The sequence below is a fragment of the Leptotrichia wadei genome (assembly GCF_007990445.1).
Taxonomy (GTDB): domain Bacteria; phylum Fusobacteriota; class Fusobacteriia; order Fusobacteriales; family Leptotrichiaceae; genus Leptotrichia; species Leptotrichia wadei_A.
Genome location: NZ_AP019841.1, coordinates 864398 through 885750 on the forward strand (window position 1 = coordinate 864398; position 21353 = coordinate 885750).

A 21353-nucleotide genomic window follows, 5' to 3' on the forward strand; every position below is an offset into this window, starting at 1 on the left:
TATGAAAAAGTTAAAGTTTATATTATTAATATTGATAAGCATTTTTTGTTTAAATTCCTGTTTATTAACAACAGCAGCGGCAGGAACATATTTATTGGGGACAATGGGGACTTATTATTGTGCTGAATATGGTTGTACTCGTGATAGAACAGAAAAAGATGTAGATGGATTAAATATTTTTACAAAAAATAACCCTTTAAAAGTTAAAAATTATTTTGAATCCATAAAGAAAAGAGAATTAATAAAAATTAAAGTCAAAGGTAATAATGAAGTTTTTACTGTTACTTTACCTAAAAATTTTATATTGAAGAAAATAAGTGATGGTTATTATTTATATGATAAAGAAAAAAATATAGGTTTTTTTTCAATAACTGATTCAAAAGATGAAAGAATAGCGTTTGAAGAATTGTACAATAGTGCAAAAAAACAAGAAAATTATAAACTTCTAAATACTTATGAATATAAATTTTTAAATACCTATAAAGGAGTTTTTACATTTATAATTGACGGAAAATACACTTATAGAATGAAAAAAATTTCAGAACATTACTATGCGTATTATGAACAAGAATTACAAGAAGAAGCACATGAGATATATGATTATCTTATTGAAAATTTATAAAATCAATATCTTAAAAAATTAAGTGTACCTAAAATTTTGTACAATCAATTGCTTACAAGAGCTTTAAATGAAAGGCTACATATAATGTTAATAATCCAGACATAGATAAGTTGGTAAAAAAATCAAGGAAAAAAATGAATTTACTCATCATTGTATTGATGGTAAATTTGAATAATTAATAATTCTTAAAGGAAAGAGAAAGTATAATGAAAAAATTATTATTAGGAACTATAGTTACAATCTGCTGCTTAAATGCAGTTGCTAAAAATAATGAAGTAATTAAGTTAAAAAGTTCATCAAGACAAGTTGTTGCTGATAAAATTGATGAAAATTTAGAAAAAACATTAGATTTTAGTCAATCTAATATAATTGGTTCAGAAGCATTAAAGGAATTAAAAAAATCTTCAACAAACGAAGATAATGAAACTTCTAAAAATATTTTAGTTCCTTTGAAATAAACTAAAACTTCAAAATGACCGTTGTTGTAAAAGACATCGGTTATTTTTTTTGTATATTGTATGTAATTTGAATATTTAAAACAACTTTTTATCCAACAGATTCTATAAAAGTAAAAAAAGATAAAACAATATTGATAAGAGTGTCCAAAATTTTGTGTAAACTCAAAACATAATATATTCCAGAGTGCGTAAAAATTTTGTACAAATTCAGAATCGAAGTTGAGACAGTCTCTTTTAGATTTCCATCAATGCTCTCCAGTCCATGTTCCCAAACCAATTCTCAAAATATTTCAAATTCTCAAATTTAAAAAGAAAACATCACAGAGCGTTCAAATGACTTTATTTTAAATATCAAGTTGTGGTATAATTAACATATATTGAAATTTATAAAAAATAAAAGAGGGAGTGATTTTATGAGAAAAAAAACTGTTCCTGTGGGAATTGAAGATTTTAAAGAGTTGATACAAGAAGGATATTATTATATAGATAAAACTTTACTAATAGATGAAATGTTAATGAACAGGTCGAAAGTTACATTATTTACAAGACCTCGACGATTTGGAAAAACGTTGAATATGTCAATGTTGAAATATTTTTTTGATGTAAAAGATAAAGAAGAAAATAAAAAGCTTTTTGAAAATTTGAAAGTATCTGATAGTGAATATATGAGTGAACAAGGGAAATATCCTGTAATTTTCATTTCACTGAAGGATTTAAAAGGAAATACTTGGGAAGAAAATTTTATGTTGATAAAAAAACATATAAAAAACTTATACATGGAATTTTATGATTTAAAAGATAAATTGAATCCTATTTTTAAAAATGATTTTGAAAAGATAGTTATGGAAAAAGAAGATGCTGACTGGATTTATTCTCTTAAAAACTTATCAAATTATTTGTACGAATATTATAGAAAAAGTGTAATAATTTTAATTGACGAATACGATGCTCCAATAATAAATGCTTTTGATAAAGGATATTACAATGAAGCGATAAATTTTTTTCAAACATTTTACAGTTCAGCACTAAAGACAAACAATTCCTTGAAATATGGTGTTTTAACAGGTATAACAAGGATTATAAAGGAAGGGATATTCTCTGGTTTAAACAATCTTTATGTGAATACGATTTTAAGCAAGGATTATTCGGAATATTTTGGACTTCTTGAAAATGAAGTAATTGAAATGCTTGAGTATTTTGACATGAAATACAAAAATGAAGAAGTTAGAGAATGGTATAACGGATATATTTTTGGAGAAAGTAAAGTGTACAATCCTTGGTCTATTGTAAATTATGTGAGAGAAAAAGAAATCAAGGCATATTGGGCAAATGTTTCAGGAAATACACTTCTAGAAAATATGCTTGATCATGCTGGGGAAAGTGTTTATGATGATTTAAAACGGTTTACTGATGGAGAAAGTATTGAAAAATATATTTCAGATGGAACGACAATAAAAAGTCTTTTAAATAATGATGATGAAATATGGCAATTACTTTTATATAGTGGATATTTGACAAAGGATGAAAAGCAGAAGGAAATAGATGTAACTTCAGAATATACAGATGTTTATAACTTGAGAATTCCAAATAAGGAAATACGAAAATATTTTGGGAATATGTTCTTAAATAGATTTTTTGGTACAAAAGTGAAAACTAATACTTTGATAAAAGCACTTGAAAATGGAGATATTAAAAAATTTGAAAAGACATTGGGAGAAATAATGATAAATATGCTGAGTCATTTTGACTTGGATAAGGAAATGGAGAAAATTTATCAGGTGTTTATGATAGGGCTTGTAGGATTTTTAATGGGGAAATATGAGATTATTTCAAATGATGAAAGTGGATATGGAAGATACGATCTTGCGATGATTCCAATAAAAAGTAATGAGAAGGCGTATCTCATGGAATTTAAAATATCAAAGACAAAAAATGAAATGGAAAAGAGAGCACAGAAAGCTTTGAAACAGATTGATGAGAAGAAATATGATACGAAATTGAAGGCGAGAGGGATAAAGAATATTTTGAAGATTGGGGTTGCGTTTTATGGGAAAGAAGTGAAGGTTGTTTTTAAATAGAGGTTTAAGTAAAAGTATAAAAATGGAATAAGAGTATATTCATCAGGAGTTGCAACTAAAGGTGAGTATACAACAACAGTTTATCAAGGTAAAGAGGTTACGATTTATATGGAAAGTAATGCTAATTTGCGTACTTCGTATGGTTCATAAAATATCTTATGAAGAATTTCTAAAATTAGTGAAGAAAGCAGGAAAATAAAATTATGTTTAAATTTAATTATTTAATATACGATAGTATGAAAAAAAAATTAAAAAATATTTCGATAAAAGAATTTGAAGAAGAATATAGTATGATTTATGGAGCTTTTGAACTTTTAATTAATGGTAAAATGTATAATTATATTGTAAGGTATGAAGATCAAAAATTTTGTAATGAAAAAGAAAAAGAAGAATTTGATGATTTATTTGAACTTCAAGATATTATAAGTTTATGGATAATAATTTTTTTAGAAATTTGTATCGAATTGAAAAAAAAGGATTATGTTGCTGTAATGGATATTGAATCGGAAAATTGGCTTGAATTTAAGAAAATATATAACGAATTATATATAAGTCAAATTGAAGAAGAAAAAGTAAAATCAAAAATAAAAAATTCACATATTGTAAAAGTATATAATAAATTTTATGATGAAGATAAGAATAAGAATATTTTTTTCAAAGAGGAAAAAATTAATTTTGAAGAATTTATATCAGAAATACAAATAACTACTAAAAAATTTATTAAAGAAATAAAAGAAATAAATCCAGTTTTATTGAAAAGTAAAGAAGTTAGTAATATAATAAAAAAATATAATATTTTGACATCTAAAGAGTATTCGGCAGAAGAAAATTAGAATTATGAGAGTTTCAAATAAAGGGGTAGGTGGAGCTAGACAGATGTCTCCTGACTGGGTAAGAAATGTATTAAACAAATTAGAAAACAAAAACATACAATTGAAAATGCTAAGAATAGCGGAAAATTGAATACAGGATTAGTTGGAGTGATAAAAAACAGGGGAATTAATTTTTGTACCTGTAAGGATTACAAAATAAATAATTAATGAGCAAGGATTTAAAATGAGTGTAGTAGCAAGTAAAAATAAATATGAAAAAGGAATTAATTTAATTTCAAGTTTTTTAAGAAAGGAAGAAGATTTTGATAAAGATGAATTGAAATATATAGAAAATAAGAAAGGGGATCAATTTGCCTGTATGTGGACTCTATCTAATGATTATAATAAATTTTCTTCAATAGATTTAGTAATTGAAAAAAATATAAAAAAACACAGATTAAATTGCCATATAGGTGGAAAATTATTAATATTGGGTTGTAGTAGAAGTAATAGGCTGTTTACTCAGGCTTCTCAAATGTTTGAAATGTTGATGTCTAACAATCCAGATTTTATAATATTTTTTAAAAATAATATTGATACGATAATGCCTGATGATTATGATAGTAAAAAAAATAAATATGGTTATTTAAAAAATGATTATGGAACATTTTTCTTAATTCGTGTAATTCTTCATGCAATAAGAGGAGATTTTGAAGAAGTCAAAAAAAGATGTACTGCATATTTGGAAAAGCCATTGAAAGACAGTTATTATAAATATGGGGAATTGCATTATGAATTTTTAAGTGCTTTGGCAGATAAAAATATTGATGAAATGAAAAAAGCGATGGATGGGATGATGGAACAGAAAGTGGCAAGAAAATTTTCAAATGATAATAATCCAAACTATGAATTTTACTTGCATGTATATGTCATAATATATGCCAAAATAGCATTATATCACGGAATAGACTTGGAAATTGACAATGAAGTAGCACCAAAAGAATTAATAGACAACACACCGCTAGAAAGTTACGAAGATCCGTATGATTTTATGAAAGATTTTGATTTGGCAACAGTAACACCAAAAGAATGGAAAGAATGGAAAAATAGTTGGAATTTAAATTTATAAAATTTTCAAATAATCGTTGTTGTAAAAGACAGTGGTTATTTTTTTTGTATTGTATACAATTTGAATATTTAAAACAATTTTTTAACCGACAGATTCTTAAAAATAAAAAAATTTGAAAATCTAGAAAGTTTAAGAACCGGAATGTACGAGTATATAGAAATATGGTATAATAACAGCAAGATACACAGTAAAATAGGATTTACAAGTCCGAATGAATACGAAGAAGGCATAAGGAAAGGAAATGAAGAAATTGCTTAAAAATAGTCTAAATTTTGGGGATACTCTAGACTTGTTCCAGATAAAAATTGGGAAAAAATGAAAAAGATTATTAGAAAGATATTAAAAGATGGACAAAAAAAGTGTTTAATTCAAAAAAACAAGTTTTTGAAAAAACTTTAAATATTGATGGACATAAGGTGCAAGTAAGATATAAAAAATTTCCAGATGGAACAATAAAAGTTAGCGATAATTAGATAGTAGAATAAGGAGATAAATAGAGAGATGATAAAAATATACGATGAGAGTGTGCTAAAAGAAATTGAAGAAGGAATATTAAATGCTCAGTATGAGAAAGTAGCTAAAAAATTTAAAAATATGAGTGATAAAGAGATACATGATATAGTTTATTTTAATATTGCCGATAGGACAGAAAGTTTGAGTGTTTATGGTTTTACACAATATATGTTTAGAAAAACAGGTAATACCGTTTGGTTAAGTTTATCTGTAAGTATAATGGCTTATGTGTTATGTTGGATGGAAGGTGCATATGCTGTTGGTATTTTTCATGCTAGAGAATTAGTATCGTTAGAAAAAAATATTGATAATTTGATATTATTATTAAGTTTTTACGGACTTCCAGAACATTTAATGGATGATGAAGAGGCAGAGAAGATAGCAAAAGAGATTTTAGAATTAGATTCAAATAATGAAACAGCAATTTCTGTGTTAAATGAAATTTTAAATTCTAAAAAGAATAAATAAGTATGTAGGTCCAAATGGAGCAAGTAGAACATTGCCAGCAACGGCATATATGTAATGGTATGAAGCTACTAAAAAAGAAATGTCTGCTCCATTATCTTATTTTGGATTTAAAAAAATTGATACTGCATATCAGGTAAGAGACAGATACCAGATAGCATATGATTATTACAATCTTAATAATCAAAATTGTACTTAGAGCAATGTTTCTGTAAGAGAAACTTTTGATTTTAATAGTAAAGGAGATCCAAAAGTAAGAATTCTTTATGATTATGGAGATACTAAAAAGGAGTTGGAACCATTTACTATATCGTATTCTGAACATGGTAAAGCTGGTGCGTTTCAATTGTTTCCTGTTGATAAAATAGATATAAAATATGATAAATTGGATATTTTACTAAATCCAAGAACAGATTTAATATTAAGAGAAAAGAGGGAACATTATGAAAGGTTGGATAGAAGAATATGCAATAATAAGAAAATTTATAGAAAAATATTGCGAAGAACAAGACAAAAATCATTTGATAGAAATGTTAAATATGAAAGATAGATTTTTATTTAAATATTTTGTTAATGAATTTTCTAAGTTAAAAATACCTAATAAAATGACGGAAGAAGAATTAAAGGAATATAAAGAAAAAATTATGATATATATTTAAAAAATTAGAATTAAGAATACAAATGCAAGGATGTATTAATTATAATCTTACATTAGGATAGCCTATTTATGAATGAGGAAATCAAACTGAAAATAAAATTTTGTTATGAATTAGATCCTGTTGGTAAAATATACATAAATTCAGGTGCTATAGTAGATGCAAAAAAATATAATATAGGATATTCGATATATTTAGGAAGATTATTGTTTATAATTTCAGATAAAGGTATAAATGAATCACTCAAAATTATAGACAAAATAAATGATTTATAGAACATTTAAATGACTTTATTTTAAATATCAGATTGTGGTATAATTAATGTATTGAAATTCAAGGAAAATAAAAGAGGGTGTGATTTTATGAGAAAAAAAGCTGTTCCTGTGGGAATTGAAGATTTTGAAAGAATAATAAATGAAGATTACTATTATGTAGATAAAACATTACTAATAGAGGAATTATTAATAAACAGGGCTCCTGTGACACTTTTTACAAGACCACGGAGATTTGGAAAAACGTTGAATATGTCGATGTTGAAATATTTTTTTGATGTAAAAAATAAAGAGGAAAATAAAAAACTTTTTGAAAATTTGAAAATATATAATAGTGAATATATGAGTGAACAGGGTAAATATCCTGTAATTTTTATTTCACTGAAGGATTTAAAAGGAAACACTTGGGAAGAATGTTTAAAAAGATTGAAGTTATTTATTTTTGATTTATATGCTGAATTTGAGTATATTAGAGAAAAAATGAATGAATGGGATAAAAGAAAATTTGAAAAAGTGCTTTATGAAAAAGAAGATGCAGACTACATAATGTCTTTAAAATTTTTGTCAGATAGCCTTTATAAGTATTATGGAGAAAAAGTCATAATTTTAATTGATGAATACGATGCTCCAATAATAAATGCTTTTGATAAAGGATACTACAATGAAGCGATAAACTTTTTTCAAACATTTTACAGTTCAGCATTAAAGACTAATAATTCATTGAAGTACGGCATCTTGACAGGGATAACAAGAATCATAAAAGAAGGGATATTTTCAGGTTTAAATAATTTAAAAGTAGATACGATATTGAATAAAAAATATTCAGAATATTTTGGACTTCTTGAAAGTGAGGTAATTGAAATGCTTGATTACTTTGGAATGAAATACAAAATTGAAGAAGTTAAAGAATGGTATAATGGATATTTATTTGGAGAAAGTGAAGTGTACAATCCATGGTCTATTGTAAATTATATTGACAATGGAGAAATCAAGGCATATTGGGCAAATGTTTCGGGGAATACGCTTTTAGAGAATATGCTTGATCATGCTGGGGAAAGTGTTTATGATGATTTAAAACGGTTTACTGATGGGGAAAGTATTGAAAAATATATTTCAGATGGAACAACAATAAAAAGTCTTTTAAGTAACGACGATGAGATATGGCAGTTACTTTTGTATAGCGGATATTTGACAAAAGCTAAAAATCAGGAAAAAGAATCCGATTCAAATATTTATAATTTAAAGATACCAAATAAAGAAATACGAAAATATTTTGGGAATATGTTCTTAAACAGATTTTTTGGAACAGAAGTGAAAACAAATACTTTGATAAAAGCACTTGAAAATGGAGATATTAAGAAATTTGAGAAGACATTGGGAGAAATAATGATAAATATGCTGAGTCATTTTGACTTGGATAAGGAAATGGAAAAAATATATCAAGTATTTATGATAGGACTTGTAGGATTTTTGATGGGGAAATATGAGATTATTTCAAATGATGAAAGCGGATATGGAAGATATGACCTTGCAATGATACCGATAAAAAGTAATGAGAAAGCATATCTTATGGAATTTAAAATATCGAAGACGAAAAAGGGGATGGAAGAGAGGGCACAGAAGGCGTTGAAACAGATTGATGAGAAGAAATATGATACGAGATTGAAGGCAAGAGGGATAAAGAATATTTTGAAGATTGGGGTTGCGTTTTATGGGAAAGAAGTGAAGGTGGTTTTTAAATAGAGGTTTAAGTAAAGGTGGGAAATAAAGTGAGTTTAAAAAAAATAAAAGAAAATTTTTTTGAAAATTTAAAAATGAATAAATTTGATTTATTAGTAACAGTAATTAATGAAATAGGTAATTTTCCATATATAATGTCAGATATATATTTTAATAATGAAAAAGTAAGAAGTGGAGAATATCAAGGATTAGGTATAAATATCGGGTGGAATGATGAAGATGAGACAGCATTGTATATTTTTGAATATGAAAATGAAATAGAAGATATAGAAAGGGTATATTATACTTATGAAGAGATGTTATGTTATCTTTTAATGTATCACTTGCAACATATGAATGAATATTCTGATATGATAGCTTTTGTAGAGCAGGAATTTTTAAATTATGTCAATCATATAGATGAATCAAAAAAATATAAAATAAATATGGATTTAAATAGTATATTTGAAAGAGACAGATTAAGAAATTTTTTAATTAATTATGTCAAAAAAGAAAATCAATACAATATCGGAGCTATAAATTTTCATAAAAAAAAGATAGGATATTCAGATATAAATATACTAAAGAGATTTCTATCATATTTATTAGGGAAAGATGTATTAAAAGAGTTTTTATCTAATCCACAAAAAAAATTTGGAATAAATCTAAAAAATTATTTTATTGATGATGGATATAATGAAATTTATAAGTTAACTATAGATAAATTGAGTATAAATATTGAATATTACTGTAGAGGTATGGGGTCTAATGGAAAATTGTTAGTTGGAGAACGTGGAATATTTTATGGAGATAGAAAAAGTTCTGATAAGTATATCAGTGATTTTATAACAAAAAAAGAAGCAGAAAGGTTAATTCAAAAAAAATATAAAAGAGAAAAAGAAAATATAGAAATAATTTCTAAAAAAGATTTTTTAAAAGAACTTGAAATTATTGTTAATGCTTATGAAGATATTTATAATGATAACGAAGTTCAAAAAATGTTTGAAAACTTTAAAGAAAATTTTTAGAAGAGAGTGTGTTCAGAATTTTGTGCAAATTCAAAATTTAAAATATAAATTAAGATGGCATCCCATTATCTTGATTTTATAAATTCTACGAAAGGAAATAAAGAAATGAAAAAAGTAGAAAGAACAATTCGTTTATACAGAAAAGTAAATGTAAATGAAACGATGGAAGAAAGGCATAAAAAAGTTATGGAAGGACTGTCAAAACTGGAAGCTCCTTTAGGCTTAAAAGACAGTAAGATCCCGGAAGTACCAGATTTTGGTATAGAAATAAGAGCCTATTACCGTACAAAAAATTCTAAAACTAAAGGAGTTTCAATAGAAGGTGTATATAGATGGAGAGGACTTAAATATGTAACTTGGGATGAGTTACTATATGAATTTAAGATAACATACAATCTGATAGACTATAAGAAAATAATATATGAAGATCTTCCAAAGGTGATAAATATTTTTGATCCTTATGTTGCTGATTTATATGTAGCTTATAATGGTGCTTATGAGGAAGGAAGAACTCCGGAAACAAGAACTTATGGAAAAAGTATAAATCCTGAATTTTTAAAACTGAAGGAGAAAAATTGTAACATAGGAATGCTGGGAGATGTATTATTTACACTATCCCCAGTGATGTATTTCAATGAAGAGAGTTACACTAAACTAATAAAAATACCTAAGGAAGAACTTTTAGAAAGACTCAAAGGGAAAGCGAATGAAGTTCAGTTACTTGAAAAGGGTATATACATTATCTTTAATGACAAGGCAGATATTACTTATGAAGAATTTGTGGAAATGAATAATATATTTAAACCGTTATTAGGATTAATCTAAAAGAAATTGAAAATGTCCAAAACTTTTGTGATAGTTATAGAAATATTTAATAATCTGAACAGAAGAAGTGAAAGTTGCTTATAAATAGAGGTTTAAAGTAAGGTGTAGAAATATAATGATAAAATTCCCGTACAATCATTTTAACTTTACAGTTAGGATAGTAAAAAGGGGGCATTCAAAAAGTTTTGTATAAAAAGGAATATTTCTGCAACATTTCTCTTAAAAGGTTCAATTGTTTTTTTTGAGTTTATCGGAAATACATCTTGAGTAAAATCCATATCGATTTACTATCTTAAAATTTTTCATATCTTGACAAACAGAATAATACTTGGTACAATTGTAATATAAATATTACAATTGGAGGGATAAAAAATGCCTACATTATCATTGAGAATGGAAAAAGAAGATTTAGAACTTTTAAAAGAATATTCAAATATAAATAATCTTAATATGTCATCTTTTGTCCGTAATTTAATTTTAGACAAAATATATGATGAAATAACTGAAGAAGATGAAAAAAGAATATTAAGAAGATGGGAAAATTCAAAATCTGAAAAAAATGCTTCTGCTGAAGAAGTTTTTAAAAGGCTAGGATTATAATGGAAAAAAAATTTTATGAAGTAAAATTTACTGAATCTGCAGAAAAAGATCTAAAAAAATTAATTAAATCAAATAAAGCAATTGCTAAACTTCTTAAAAAATGGATTTCAGAAAATTTAATCGGTACACAAAATCCAAAGCAAAGAGGAAAAGCACTTACAGGAAATTTAAAAGGATTATGGAGATATCGAGTAGGCTCTTATAGAATCGTAGCTGAAATAAAAAATGATATTTTATTAGTATTAATTATAGAAATTTCAGATAGAAAAGAAACTTATAAAGATAAAAATAGAAAAACATACAAAAATGGAAAAATAAAATAAATGAGAGTGTCCAGAATTTTGTTTGAACCTCTAAATAATATATGATAAAATAACTATATAATATTTGGAGGTTTTTGTTATGGCTAAAAAGAAATCTGTTTGTTAAAATATAGTTATAGAAATATTTAATAATATGAATAGAAAAAGTGGAATCTGTTTATAAATAGAGGTTTAAAATAAGGTGTGGAAATAATTTAAAATAGAACAAACAAGAAAAGGTATTGAATGGAAAGGGACTTCTCCAAGTGGAGTAGAAATAGAAGTTTTTTTAAATAATCACGGAACAAGGGTTTATCCTATATATAAAGAAGGAGGTAAATAATGAAAGTAAAATTTTTTTATAAGATAGCTAAAAATGGAGAATTATGGGCTCCAGACTGTGATGTTATAGATGATGAAAAATATGATGTTAATTACTCACGTTATTTAGCTGGAGCTGTATGGGAGATGAGATATGTTTCAGATGTAGATTATGAACTGGATGAAATAGAAAGAGTGGAGAGTGGGGAAATAGAGTGCTTTGAAACAGGAACAGAGATATTTTTCACTTCCGTATATAAAGACAGGGTAGAGTTTGAATCGGACTTTTATGATTGGCCAGACTGGAGCTGTACTTTAGAAGAATATAAAAGAGTTCTGTTGGGGAAAAAAGCATTTTTAATGTTGCCAAAAGAATTAGAAAGTTATTTAGAAATAAAAATAAATGATTTGTAAAAAGTGTCCATAATTTTGTGTAAGTTCAAAATATAATAGTTTATCGGGTGTGTAAAAATTTTTGTGTAAACCTCTAAATAATATATGGCAAAGCAACTATATAATATTTGAGAAATTTACCCCATACAAAAAGGAGAAGTGAAATAAATGAAAAAAAATATGTAGGAAGTTATGGAGTATTAAAAGATGTACCAAATAAATTAAAATATATCTATCTCGAAGATTTGGAAAAATCAAATGAAAATCTCGGAATAACAATATTGAAATGTATAGAAGAAAAAGAAGAATATATAGTAGTACAATCATTAGGAGGAAAGGCAAAGTTTCGACTAAAGAGAGAAATTTATGAAATAAAAAATAAGCCAAAATTCAATATCGGAGATAAAGTTAGATTGTTTAAATATCCAGTGCTTGAGGCAAAAGTAAGTAAAATTTGTTGGCATAATAAAGATAAAAGGATTTATTATCTTCTTAATGTCAAAAATGATAAGAGAAAAAGTACAAGCAGATATTACGAGGATGAAAATAAGTTTGAAAAAATATAAGTAAAATAAGAGATTGTTCAGAATTTTGTGCAAACTAATAGAAAATCTAGTAAATTCAGCACTTCACTATTCTATTTACACAAAAATTTTTATACTCTCAATATGAAAAAATAAAAGTTGCTTATAAATAGAGGTTTAAGTAAAGGTGGGAAATAAAGTGGGCTTAAAAAAAATAAAAGAAAATTTTTTTGAAAATTTAAAAATGAATAAATATGAACTTTTTGTTAAAGTTATAGATTATATAGGGAATTTTCCTAATATTTTAGATGGATTTTATATTAATGGTTCGGGACAAGGATATGGTGACTATGATTCTGTTTTAATAAATAGCGGTTTTAACGAAATAGATAGGGAAACTTCCGTTTATATAGGAATTTTTTATGGAGATTACGAGGAAAGGGTTTATTATACATATGAGGAAATGTTTCATTATTTTTTAACATATTATTTAGAAAATATCCATTGCTATAGTAATTTAATAAGTTTTATTGAGCAAGAATTTGTAAATTATACTAAATTTATTGATGAGGCTAAAAATTATAAAATAAATTTAGATATTAAAAATATATTTACTAGAGATAATTTAAGAAATTTTTTGTTGAATTATAATTTTGAAGAAAATAGATATAACTTAGGAACTATAAACTTTTGAAAAAAGAAATTACCTATTGGGATATAAATATTAAAAAGAAATTTTTTCATATTTACTCGGAAAAAAAATATTAAAAAATTTTTTATCTAAAAGAGTATTTGAATTTAAAAGAAAAAAAGAAAAAAGATTTTTTTGGAGAATCAGTTGCTTATGATATGGAGTTCGAAATTTCAAAAAATAAAGAAAAAATAAAAATAAAATACTATAATTGGGATTTAATGATAGCATTAAAAAATAGAGCAGGTATTAGTTTCTTAAATGGATTATTAGAAAAAAATATAAATGATTTCATAACAAAGGAAGAAGCAGAAATATTAATTTCAAAAAAATATAAAAATGAAAGAGAAAAGGAAAATATAGAAATAATTTCTAAAAAAGACTTTTTGAAAGAACTTGAAATTATTGTGAATGCTTATGAAGATATTTATAATGATAACGAAGTTCAAAAAATGTTTGAAGACTTTAAAGAAAATTTTTAGGTGAGAGAATGTTTATAATAAAAAGAAATGAAGGAAGTAGAAAAAACAATGCGTTTATACTAGAAAAGTAGATGTAAATGAATTAATGGAAGAAAGACATGAGAAAGTTATGGAAGGACTGTCAGAAAAAGTTTAAAATTCAAATAGAAGGAGAAATTGAAATGTGTAAGAAAAAAATATTACTTTGTATTTTAATAATAATCTATATAGTATTCTTTATAAAATTTAAATTTTTTCCTTTTTTTATCGCTATTTTTATAATATATATAATGAATGATGGTTTTTATTTGAAAAATTTAGATTTCAAAATAATTAATTTAAAAGAAATATTTCTTTTAAAAAATTTAGAAAAAATAATAATTCTTATATTTTATTTATTTATTGGGATATATTTTCTTTATTATACTTCAGTAGTGTTATCATACTATAAAGAAGTTTCTATTTTTAGGAATAAAATAAAAAATTCAAAAATTTATTACTCAGAAAATGGCAAGAAAATTGTATATTCTAAAGATTTAAAAAATATTTTCCTAAAGGAGTTAAATTTTTCAAATATTTTTAAAAAAACCTATCCTTATGATATTTCTTTTGATGAAAAATATTATTTTTACAATGATAAAAATGAAAAAATTGTATTCTATAATAATAATTGTGAAAGCTGGGATACAATTTTTAAGTTTCGTAGTTATCAAGATCATGTAAATATTAAAGTAAGAGATCATAATATATGTCAAAAAATTATTAAAGAAATAAGTGATAGTAAATGAGAATGTATTCATAGAGTGTATTTTTTCTTCTGATTTAAATTGCTTTTCAAATTCAAAATATTGTTTTTTTAAAGTCAGTTCTTCTTAAAAATTAATTGTTGGATAGAACTTATTTTTATATATCATATTAAAGATAAGATTAATGATTAAATTTTTTAGATTTTAGATTACTTTATACATAAAAACCCAATAAATTTGGAATTTGCACAATAGTTGTTGCACAATAACTTATTTTATTATATAATATAAAAAGAATAACAAATAGATAGGAGAAAAAGAGAAAAAATGTCAAATAGTGATAACAAAAGAGTAAGAGTTAGAATAGCACCGTCTCCGACTGGAGATCCACATGTGGGAACTGCCTACATTGGACTTTTTAATTATGTATTTGCAAAACATAATGGTGGAGACTTTTTATTGAGAATTGAAGATACGGATAGAACTAGATTTTCTGAGGATTCGGAACAACAAATTTTTGATGCGATGAAATGGCTTGGACTTAATTATGATGAAGGTCCAGATGTTGGTGGGGATAGAGGCCCTTATAGACAGTCTGAAAGATTTGAAATATATAAAGAATATGCTGAAAAATTGGTAGAAAAAGGTGAGGCATATTACTGTTTTTGTACACCTGAAAGATTGCAAAAATTGAGAGAAAGACAAACTGCGATGAAACAAGCACCTGGATATGATGGTCATTGTAGAAATCTTTCTAAAGAAGAAGTTGAAGCTAAATTGGCTGCAGGAGAACCTTATACAATTAGATTGAAAATGCCTTATGAAGGGGAAACGATTGTAAATGATGGTTTAAGAGGAGAAATTAGATTTGAGAATAGTAAAATTGATGATCAAGTATTGTTAAAATCTGATGGATTCCCTACTTATCATTTGGCAAATATCGTGGATGACCATTTAATGGGAATTACACATGTTATTAGAGCTGAAGAATGGATTTCATCTACGCCTAAACATATTCAATTATACAAAGCGTTTGGTTGGGATGAGCCAAAATGGTATCACATGCCACTTTTGAGAAATGCGGATAAAACTAAAATTTCTAAGAGAAAAAATCCAGTTTCATTGAACTATTACCAAGAAGAAGGATATTTGAAGGAAGGACTTTTAAATTTCTTGGCTTTAATGGGATGGAGCTTTGGAGAAAATAAAGAAATTTTTACAATTGAAGAAATGATTGAAAACTTTTCGTTTGATAAAATCTCGCTTGGAGGACCTGTATTTGATTTGGTTAAATTAGGTTGGGTAAATAATCATCATATGAGATTGAAAGATTTAGATGAATTGACTAAATTAGCGATTCCATATTTTGTGAAAGCTGGATATTACGCTGACGAAAACTTATCTGATGAAGAATTTTCTAAATTAAGAAGAATTGTAGAAATTTCAAGAGAAGGAGCTCATACTTTGAAAGAATTGCCTGAAATTTCATCAATTTATTTTGAAGATGAGTTTGAATTGCCAATTGTTGAAGAAGGAATGAACAAAAAAGCAAGAAAATCTGTTGAAAGATTGAGAAATTCATTGGAAACAGAAGTTGGTAAAAAATCTATCGAATTATTTGTAGAAAAAATTAATGCTTTAAATGAAGAAATCTCTGAAGAAGAAGCAAAAGAAATTTTACACGGATTGCAAGATGAACTAGGTGAAGGACCAGCAGCAGTATTAATGCCACTTAGAGCAGTTGTTACTGGAAAAGCTAGAGGAGCTGACTTGTATACTGTAATTGCGATTATTGGGAAAGAGAGAACTTTGAAGAGAGTTCAAAATACTTTGAAAAAAATTAAATAGTTTTTTTAAATTATAGTTAGAAAAATTTAGGTTATTGTGAAAAGAAAAAAGAAATTTGAGGGATTGGACTTGAATTTCTTTTTTTATGAAATAGTGCAAGAACACTCGCAACTTTAGTTATGATATGAATTACACGAAAATTTAGTAAGCATATGGGAAAATTTTAGTAGATAAAATGTAGAATATATGATATAATATCTTTGATTGAAGATTATAATGGAGTATTAAATATTCTAAAGAAAAGTAAAGTTGTGGACTTAAATGTTGTCCTATACCATAGGGGTGAGCTGAACATGCCTAAAAGAATAAGGATAGTTGTCATACTATCAAACTTCTTAGAAAATTTTTAAATACTTTTAAAGATTTTAAAACCCTGCGACTTTAGTTGTGGGAGGTTCAGGATGATGTTATTTTCAGTGACTGTTTTTGCAGGAACTGTCAATGCAAAAGTTGCGAATAAAATCAATTTTGGGATTTCTCCAAAAGAATTGAAAAATATTATAAAAAGTGAGCCACTATCAAATTCGCATGATAATGGAAATTATGCTGTTTATTATTTTGTAAATGTGGAAGATCCATTGGGTGTAAAAAGAGAGTTAAATAGTTTTGCTTTTTCTGATAATCAGTTGTTCTCGGCAGTTTTTGATTCGGCTACGACGGATGAAGAACATGCAAAAATAATTGAGGATTACAAGAAAAATGCGAGTAAAGTTTTGAAGGAAAAATTGAATGTGAAAGAGCGAAAAGGAGAATTATTGTTGTATAATTCAAAAAAATTGATAGAAATATATAGAATTATGGATCATACTTTTATTACATCTTCTCTTTATGATTCTGAAAAATTGGCTGAAATTTTGAGTGATTATGAATAAGTTTTGTTTTTGAGTTTTATAAAAGAAAAAAGCTGTATTTGAATTAATTTTCATTTGCAGTTTTTTTTTATTTTAGAATTAAAATGGTTTTTCAAATTTTGTATGGTATAATAAATGTAAGATGGTAAAATTTGAAATATAAAAATAGATTAATGGGTGTGGGAGGAAATATGGATGAAAAATTAATTAATCTACAAATAGGTGCTTTATTGCACGATATTGGAAAAATTGTTAGAAGAGCTGGTAAAGGTGGAAAAAACAGACATTCTAAAGCAGGATCGGACTATTTAGAAAATAGAGAATTATTAGATAAAGAAAAATATAGAGAAGTTTATGATATGATAAAATATCATCATAATGAAGAAATAAATGAAAAATTGAAACAAAATGATAAATTGGATGACAGTTCTTTGGCATATCTTGTTTACGAGGCTGATAATATTGCTTCTGGAGTAGATAGAGTTAAATATGAAGATGAAATAAATGAAAAGGGAGAAAAAGTAAAAATTACTGAAATAGAAGGGTTACCATTAAATTCAATATTTAATAAACTTAATCTTCAAAAGAATAAGATAGAAAAAAATTTTGGTTTCTTAAGAAATGACAGGCGTAATTTTAATATTCCCAAAGAAATAAAAGAGAAAAATAAAATAGAGAATACTGAATATTTGAATGTGTTAGAGCAGTTAAGAGATGATTTGGAAGAAATGAAGAAAAAGAATATTTTGACACCTGAAAAATTAAATTCAGTATTGGAAGAAAGTTGTATATATTTTCCTTCAAGTTCATATGTAGATTATGTCCCTTATTATGATCATGTTAAATTGACAGCTGCAGTAGCTGTTTGCATGTATATTTATGATATGGAAAAGGAAAATAATAGAGATTATAAAAATAAATATTTTAAAAAGAGCCAAAAGAAGGAAAGAGAAAAAACAAAATTTTTATTTGTATCAGGGGAGTTCACTGGAATACAAAATTTTATTTATACAATAACATCTAAAATGGCTATGAAATCACTAAGAGGACGATCATTTTACCTGGAACTTTTTATTGAACATATAATAGATGAAATCTTGGAAGCATTAAATTTATCAAGAGTAAATTTAATTTATTCGGCAGGAAGCCAATTTTACATGTTATTGCCAAATGTTCCAAAAACGATAGAAATCTTAGAGAATTACAAAAAAATAGTAAATGATTTTCTTTTGAAGGAATTGGGAACACCGGTTTATTATGAAATATCGCATACTGAAACTTCAGCAGAAGAATTGGGAAATAAGTTAAGTGAGAATATAAAAAAAGAAAACCAAATTAAAGAAATTTTTAAAAGAAATTCTATTGAAACTTCCAGAAAAAAACTGAATAGATATTCTGAAAAACAATTGGAAGAAATATTTGATGAAGATAGTGATTTGAATAAAATTTATAATGATACAAAGGAATGTGTGATTTGTAAAAAATCTGAAAAGGAAGAAATTTTGATAAAAAACTCTCAAAATGAAAGTAATGGAAATATTGAAATATGTGATTCTTGTAAAAATTATATTAAATTAGGAAGAGATATTTCAAAATCATTTCATCAAAAAAGAACATTTTTTATGGAAAAAAATTGTGAAGAAAAGAGTAGTAAATTAAAATTTCCAAAATATCCGAAAGGATCTGTAGAAATAGTTTTTAGAAATTTTGAGACAGTTGAGGAAGTAGAAAAAGAAAGTGACAAATTTTATAGATTTTATTCGATAAATGATGATTACTTTGGAAAAGGAAATTCAAGAAATATTAAAATTGGAAACTATAATATAAAACCAACAAATGAAGAAAAAGAAAATAGTCTTGTTGAATTTACGGAATTAGTTAAAAAGGGTAAAGGAATTGAAAGACTTGCTGTGCTAAGAGCGGATATTGATAATTTGGGAACTTTATTTCAAACAGGTTTTGAAGATACGGGATTTGTTAATATAGATGGAGAAAAAGAACCGTATAAATTTGTAAGATTCTCAAAAACAGTAGTTTTGTCAAGATATTTGTCTGATTTCTTTAAAAGAGTGATAAATTTGATATTAGAAAGAAAAAATTTAACTGATGAAAAGAATGAATTGTTTAAAGAATACTGTAATATAATAACGGAAAGAACAAAAGAAAAAACAGACGGAAGAAATATTGTGTTAGTATATTCTGGTGGAGATGATGTTTTTGCAATTGGGACTTGGAATGATATTATTGAATTTTCTGTTGACTTAAGAACGGCATTTAAAGAATTTTCAAGTGATAGAGTTACATTGTCGGCAGGAATAGGATTTTTTGATGAAAATTATCCAATATTTCAAATGGCACAAAAAACAGGAGAATTAGAAAAACTTGCGAAATCATATAATGAAAATGAAATTGGCAAAACTGCAAAAGATGCTATTGCATTATTTGGAGTGGAAAAAAATGACAAATTAAATCATGTTTATAAATGGGATGATTTTATAGGAAAAGTTTTAAATGAAAAATATAGTTATTTAAAATCTAGGATTAGCTTGAAGGAAAATGAAGAAACAGAAAAAGTATTTGTAGGAAAGTCAAAATGGTATAGTCTTATGAATCTTATAAGAAGCCAGTTTGAAGAAAAAGAAAATGAAAAACATAGAATTGATATTGCTCGATTTGCTTACATAATTGCAAGAATAAAATACGATAAACAAAATGAAAGACAGCAAAAAAATTATTTAGATTTGAAAAAACAGCTGTTTGAATGGATAAAAAATGAAGAAGATGCAAAACAATTATTGACGGCAATAAATATATTGATTTATGAATATAGAGAAAGTAAATAATTTTAGAAATAAGAATTAAAATTAAATATTATAAAATGGAAATTTATTACAAATTTAGAAAGGAATTTGTTATGGAAAACAAAACAGTGGAAAAATTAGTAGAAGAAAATAAAAATAATATGGTTACAACAACGCAGTTAAGACAACTTTTGTCAAATTCAGTAATAGTAAAAAATAAAATATCTTCAAATGTACTAAAGAAAGAAGACAAATTATCAGATAAATTATTAAACGATGTAAAATATCTTTTAATAAAGCATACATATCAATGTGGTAGAGAATTTAAAGTAAAAGAATTTGATAAAAAATTTGAAATTTCGGAAAAATTGAAAAAAATAAAAACCAAAGAAGATTTTGATATATTTTATCGTTATTTAGAAGAAATAGTAGCATACGTGAAATATTATATTGGATAAACTAAAAATAAAAAATAGGAGTGAAAAATAGTTATGAATACATTAAAAGGAAAATTTATTATAACAGGGAAAATAAAAGTTTTAACAGGACTTCATATAGGAACATCTGGAGATTTTTCGGCGATAGGAGCAGTAGATAACATTGTAATTAGAGATACTGTTACGAATAAACCGATAATACCAGGGTCTTCGTTAAAAGGGAAAATGAGATATTTGCTTTCTAGAACTAAATATAATGATAATTCTACATTAACAATGCCAAATATAAAAGAAGAGCATAATGAAATTAGAAGATTATTTGGAAGTTCAGGAAATAAAGAAAAAAACGAAATGATAGTTTTGTCAAGATTGCAATTTTGTGATATGCTGCTTAGAGAAAAAGATTATGGTAGAGATGTTGAGTTTGATTTGCCATATACAGAAATAAAATATGAAAATACAATAGACAGGGGAACTTGTGTTGCAAATCCAAGACAGCAGGAAAGAGTACCAGCAGGTTCGGAATTTGATTTTAGATTGATTTATAATATTGAAAACACAGAAAATATGAAAAAAGAAGTAAAATGCGATTTTGAAAATATACTTTTGATGTTTGGATTACTTGAAGATGATTATTTAGGAGGACATGGAACTAGGGGATATGGTCGTGTTAAATTTGAGGATTTAAAATTGATAGAAAAAGTTTACATAAAAGAAAATGAAGATGATATAGAATATTTGAGATCAGAAATTGAAAATATTGAAAATTATACTGAAATATTTGGAAAGTAGGAGAGAATA

23 protein-coding genes are annotated in these 21353 nt (G+C 25.6%); all 23 read left to right on the top strand.

The window, feature by feature from the left end; all coding sequences use genetic code 11:
* Window position 1: 1 nt before the first annotated feature.
* The 23 genes from FVE74_RS04180 to csm3 all read left to right on the top strand — a co-directional run bounded on the left by FVE74_RS04180 (window position 2) and on the right by csm3 (window position 21344).
* A complete protein-coding gene (locus FVE74_RS04180; protein ID WP_147003364.1) occupies window positions 2-622 on the top strand; it encodes a hypothetical protein in 621 nt (206 codons plus the stop codon).
* A gap of 206 nt (window positions 623-828) precedes the next feature.
* The gene (locus FVE74_RS04185; RefSeq protein WP_147003365.1) at window positions 829-1080 is read left to right on the top strand and encodes a hypothetical protein; all 252 of its coding nucleotides are present in this window, start codon (window positions 829-831) and stop codon (window positions 1078-1080) included.
* A 413-nt stretch (window positions 1081-1493) separates the two neighbouring features.
* Entirely contained in the window at window positions 1494-3158 is a 1665-nt protein-coding gene (locus tag FVE74_RS04190) for an AAA family ATPase (protein WP_147003366.1), read from the top strand.
* A 203-nt stretch (window positions 3159-3361) separates the two neighbouring features.
* Window positions 3362-3991, top strand: a complete 630-nt coding sequence (locus FVE74_RS04195) for a hypothetical protein (RefSeq protein WP_147003367.1) — start codon at window positions 3362-3364, stop codon at window positions 3989-3991.
* A 223-nt stretch (window positions 3992-4214) separates the two neighbouring features.
* Complete coding sequence (locus tag FVE74_RS04200; protein ID WP_147003368.1) at window positions 4215-5099, top strand: Imm49 family immunity protein; 885 nt, start codon at window positions 4215-4217, stop codon at window positions 5097-5099.
* 102 nt (window positions 5100-5201) lie between these two features.
* Window positions 5202-5357, top strand: a complete 156-nt coding sequence (locus tag FVE74_RS04205; RefSeq protein ID WP_147003369.1) for an IS3 family transposase — start codon at window positions 5202-5204, stop codon at window positions 5355-5357.
* 243 nt (window positions 5358-5600) lie between these two features.
* A complete protein-coding gene (locus tag FVE74_RS04210; protein ID WP_147003370.1) occupies window positions 5601-6080 on the top strand; it encodes a hypothetical protein in 480 nt (159 codons plus the stop codon).
* A gap of 440 nt (window positions 6081-6520) precedes the next feature.
* Window positions 6521-6736: a hypothetical protein gene (locus FVE74_RS04220; protein WP_147003372.1), complete on the top strand. Its 216-nt coding sequence runs from the start codon at window positions 6521-6523 to the stop codon at window positions 6734-6736.
* 68 nt (window positions 6737-6804) lie between these two features.
* Window positions 6805-7008, top strand: coding sequence for a hypothetical protein (locus tag FVE74_RS04225; RefSeq protein ID WP_147003373.1), 204 nt, complete (start codon window positions 6805-6807; stop codon window positions 7006-7008).
* Between the two features lie 87 nt (window positions 7009-7095).
* Window positions 7096-8748 carry an AAA family ATPase gene (locus tag FVE74_RS04230; protein ID WP_147003374.1) on the top strand — a complete coding sequence of 551 codons (1653 nt, stop codon included), beginning with the start codon at window positions 7096-7098 and terminating at the stop codon, window positions 8746-8748.
* 26 nt (window positions 8749-8774) lie between these two features.
* The gene (locus FVE74_RS04235) at window positions 8775-9752 is read left to right on the top strand and encodes a hypothetical protein (RefSeq protein ID WP_147003375.1); all 978 of its coding nucleotides are present in this window, start codon (window positions 8775-8777) and stop codon (window positions 9750-9752) included.
* 105 nt (window positions 9753-9857) lie between these two features.
* Window positions 9858-10577, top strand: a complete 720-nt coding sequence (locus FVE74_RS04240) for a helicase (RefSeq protein ID WP_147003376.1) — start codon at window positions 9858-9860, stop codon at window positions 10575-10577.
* A gap of 372 nt (window positions 10578-10949) precedes the next feature.
* Entirely contained in the window at window positions 10950-11177 is a 228-nt protein-coding gene (locus FVE74_RS04245) for a DUF6290 family protein (protein WP_147003377.1), read from the top strand.
* Complete coding sequence (locus FVE74_RS04250) at window positions 11177-11500, top strand: type II toxin-antitoxin system RelE family toxin (protein WP_147003378.1); 324 nt, start codon at window positions 11177-11179, stop codon at window positions 11498-11500. Before FVE74_RS04245 ends, FVE74_RS04250 begins: the two co-directional genes overlap by 1 nt.
* Before the next feature lie 321 nt (window positions 11501-11821).
* Window positions 11822-12214 carry a hypothetical protein gene (locus FVE74_RS04255; protein WP_147003379.1) on the top strand — a complete coding sequence of 131 codons (393 nt, stop codon included), beginning with the start codon at window positions 11822-11824 and terminating at the stop codon, window positions 12212-12214.
* A 107-nt stretch (window positions 12215-12321) separates the two neighbouring features.
* A complete protein-coding gene (locus FVE74_RS04260; RefSeq protein WP_232054059.1) occupies window positions 12322-12759 on the top strand; it encodes a hypothetical protein in 438 nt (145 codons plus the stop codon).
* Between the two features lie 157 nt (window positions 12760-12916).
* Complete coding sequence (locus FVE74_RS04265) at window positions 12917-13411, top strand: hypothetical protein (RefSeq protein ID WP_147003380.1); 495 nt, start codon at window positions 12917-12919, stop codon at window positions 13409-13411.
* 98 nt (window positions 13412-13509) lie between these two features.
* Window positions 13510-13890, top strand: a complete 381-nt coding sequence (locus FVE74_RS04270) for a hypothetical protein (protein WP_147003381.1) — start codon at window positions 13510-13512, stop codon at window positions 13888-13890.
* Window positions 13891-14942: 1052 nt separating this feature from the next.
* Window positions 14943-16463 (top strand): glutamate--tRNA ligase, encoded by a 1521-nt coding sequence (gene gltX, locus FVE74_RS04275; RefSeq protein ID WP_147003382.1) that lies wholly within the window; start codon window positions 14943-14945, stop codon window positions 16461-16463.
* Between the two features lie 401 nt (window positions 16464-16864).
* Window positions 16865-17335, top strand: coding sequence for a hypothetical protein (locus tag FVE74_RS04280; protein WP_147003383.1), 471 nt, complete (start codon window positions 16865-16867; stop codon window positions 17333-17335).
* 170 nt (window positions 17336-17505) lie between these two features.
* Window positions 17506-20157 carry a type III-A CRISPR-associated protein Cas10/Csm1 gene (gene cas10, locus FVE74_RS04285; RefSeq protein WP_147003384.1) on the top strand — a complete coding sequence of 884 codons (2652 nt, stop codon included), beginning with the start codon at window positions 17506-17508 and terminating at the stop codon, window positions 20155-20157.
* A gap of 71 nt (window positions 20158-20228) precedes the next feature.
* A complete protein-coding gene (csm2, locus tag FVE74_RS04290; RefSeq protein WP_147003385.1) occupies window positions 20229-20573 on the top strand; it encodes a type III-A CRISPR-associated protein Csm2 in 345 nt (114 codons plus the stop codon).
* Window positions 20574-20606: 33 nt separating this feature from the next.
* Window positions 20607-21344 carry a type III-A CRISPR-associated RAMP protein Csm3 gene (gene csm3 / locus FVE74_RS04295; RefSeq protein ID WP_147003386.1) on the top strand — a complete coding sequence of 246 codons (738 nt, stop codon included), beginning with the start codon at window positions 20607-20609 and terminating at the stop codon, window positions 21342-21344.
* Window positions 21345-21353: the final 9 nt, after the last annotated feature.

Excerpts from the sequence above, each read along its gene's own strand:
- FVE74_RS04210 (WP_147003370.1), top strand. The coding sequence starts at position 5,601 with ATGATAAAAATATACGATGAGAGTGTGCTAAAAGAAATTGAAGAAGGA.
- FVE74_RS04250 (WP_147003378.1), top strand. The coding sequence starts at position 11,177 with ATGGAAAAAAAATTTTATGAAGTAAAATTTACTGAATCTGCAGAAAAA.
- FVE74_RS04225 (WP_147003373.1), top strand. The coding sequence starts at position 6,805 with ATGAATGAGGAAATCAAACTGAAAATAAAATTTTGTTATGAATTAGAT.
- FVE74_RS04245 (WP_147003377.1), top strand. The coding sequence starts at position 10,950 with ATGCCTACATTATCATTGAGAATGGAAAAAGAAGATTTAGAACTTTTA.
- csm3 (WP_147003386.1), top strand. The coding sequence starts at position 20,607 with ATGAATACATTAAAAGGAAAATTTATTATAACAGGGAAAATAAAAGTT.
- cas10 (WP_147003384.1), top strand. The coding sequence starts at position 17,506 with ATGGATGAAAAATTAATTAATCTACAAATAGGTGCTTTATTGCACGAT.
- csm2 (WP_147003385.1), top strand. The coding sequence starts at position 20,229 with ATGGAAAACAAAACAGTGGAAAAATTAGTAGAAGAAAATAAAAATAAT.
- FVE74_RS04195 (WP_147003367.1), top strand. The coding sequence starts at position 3,362 with ATGTTTAAATTTAATTATTTAATATACGATAGTATGAAAAAAAAATTA.
- FVE74_RS04220 (WP_147003372.1), top strand. The coding sequence starts at position 6,521 with ATGAAAGGTTGGATAGAAGAATATGCAATAATAAGAAAATTTATAGAA.
- FVE74_RS04200 (WP_147003368.1), top strand. The coding sequence starts at position 4,215 with ATGAGTGTAGTAGCAAGTAAAAATAAATATGAAAAAGGAATTAATTTA.
- FVE74_RS04255 (WP_147003379.1), top strand. The coding sequence starts at position 11,822 with ATGAAAGTAAAATTTTTTTATAAGATAGCTAAAAATGGAGAATTATGG.
- FVE74_RS04185 (WP_147003365.1), top strand. The coding sequence starts at position 829 with ATGAAAAAATTATTATTAGGAACTATAGTTACAATCTGCTGCTTAAAT.
- FVE74_RS04240 (WP_147003376.1), top strand. The coding sequence starts at position 9,858 with ATGAAAAAAGTAGAAAGAACAATTCGTTTATACAGAAAAGTAAATGTA.
- FVE74_RS04180 (WP_147003364.1), top strand. The coding sequence starts at position 2 with ATGAAAAAGTTAAAGTTTATATTATTAATATTGATAAGCATTTTTTGT.
- gltX (WP_147003382.1), top strand. The coding sequence starts at position 14,943 with ATGTCAAATAGTGATAACAAAAGAGTAAGAGTTAGAATAGCACCGTCT.
- FVE74_RS04230 (WP_147003374.1), top strand. The coding sequence starts at position 7,096 with ATGAGAAAAAAAGCTGTTCCTGTGGGAATTGAAGATTTTGAAAGAATA.
- FVE74_RS04280 (WP_147003383.1), top strand. The coding sequence starts at position 16,865 with ATGATGTTATTTTCAGTGACTGTTTTTGCAGGAACTGTCAATGCAAAA.
- FVE74_RS04190 (WP_147003366.1), top strand. The coding sequence starts at position 1,494 with ATGAGAAAAAAAACTGTTCCTGTGGGAATTGAAGATTTTAAAGAGTTG.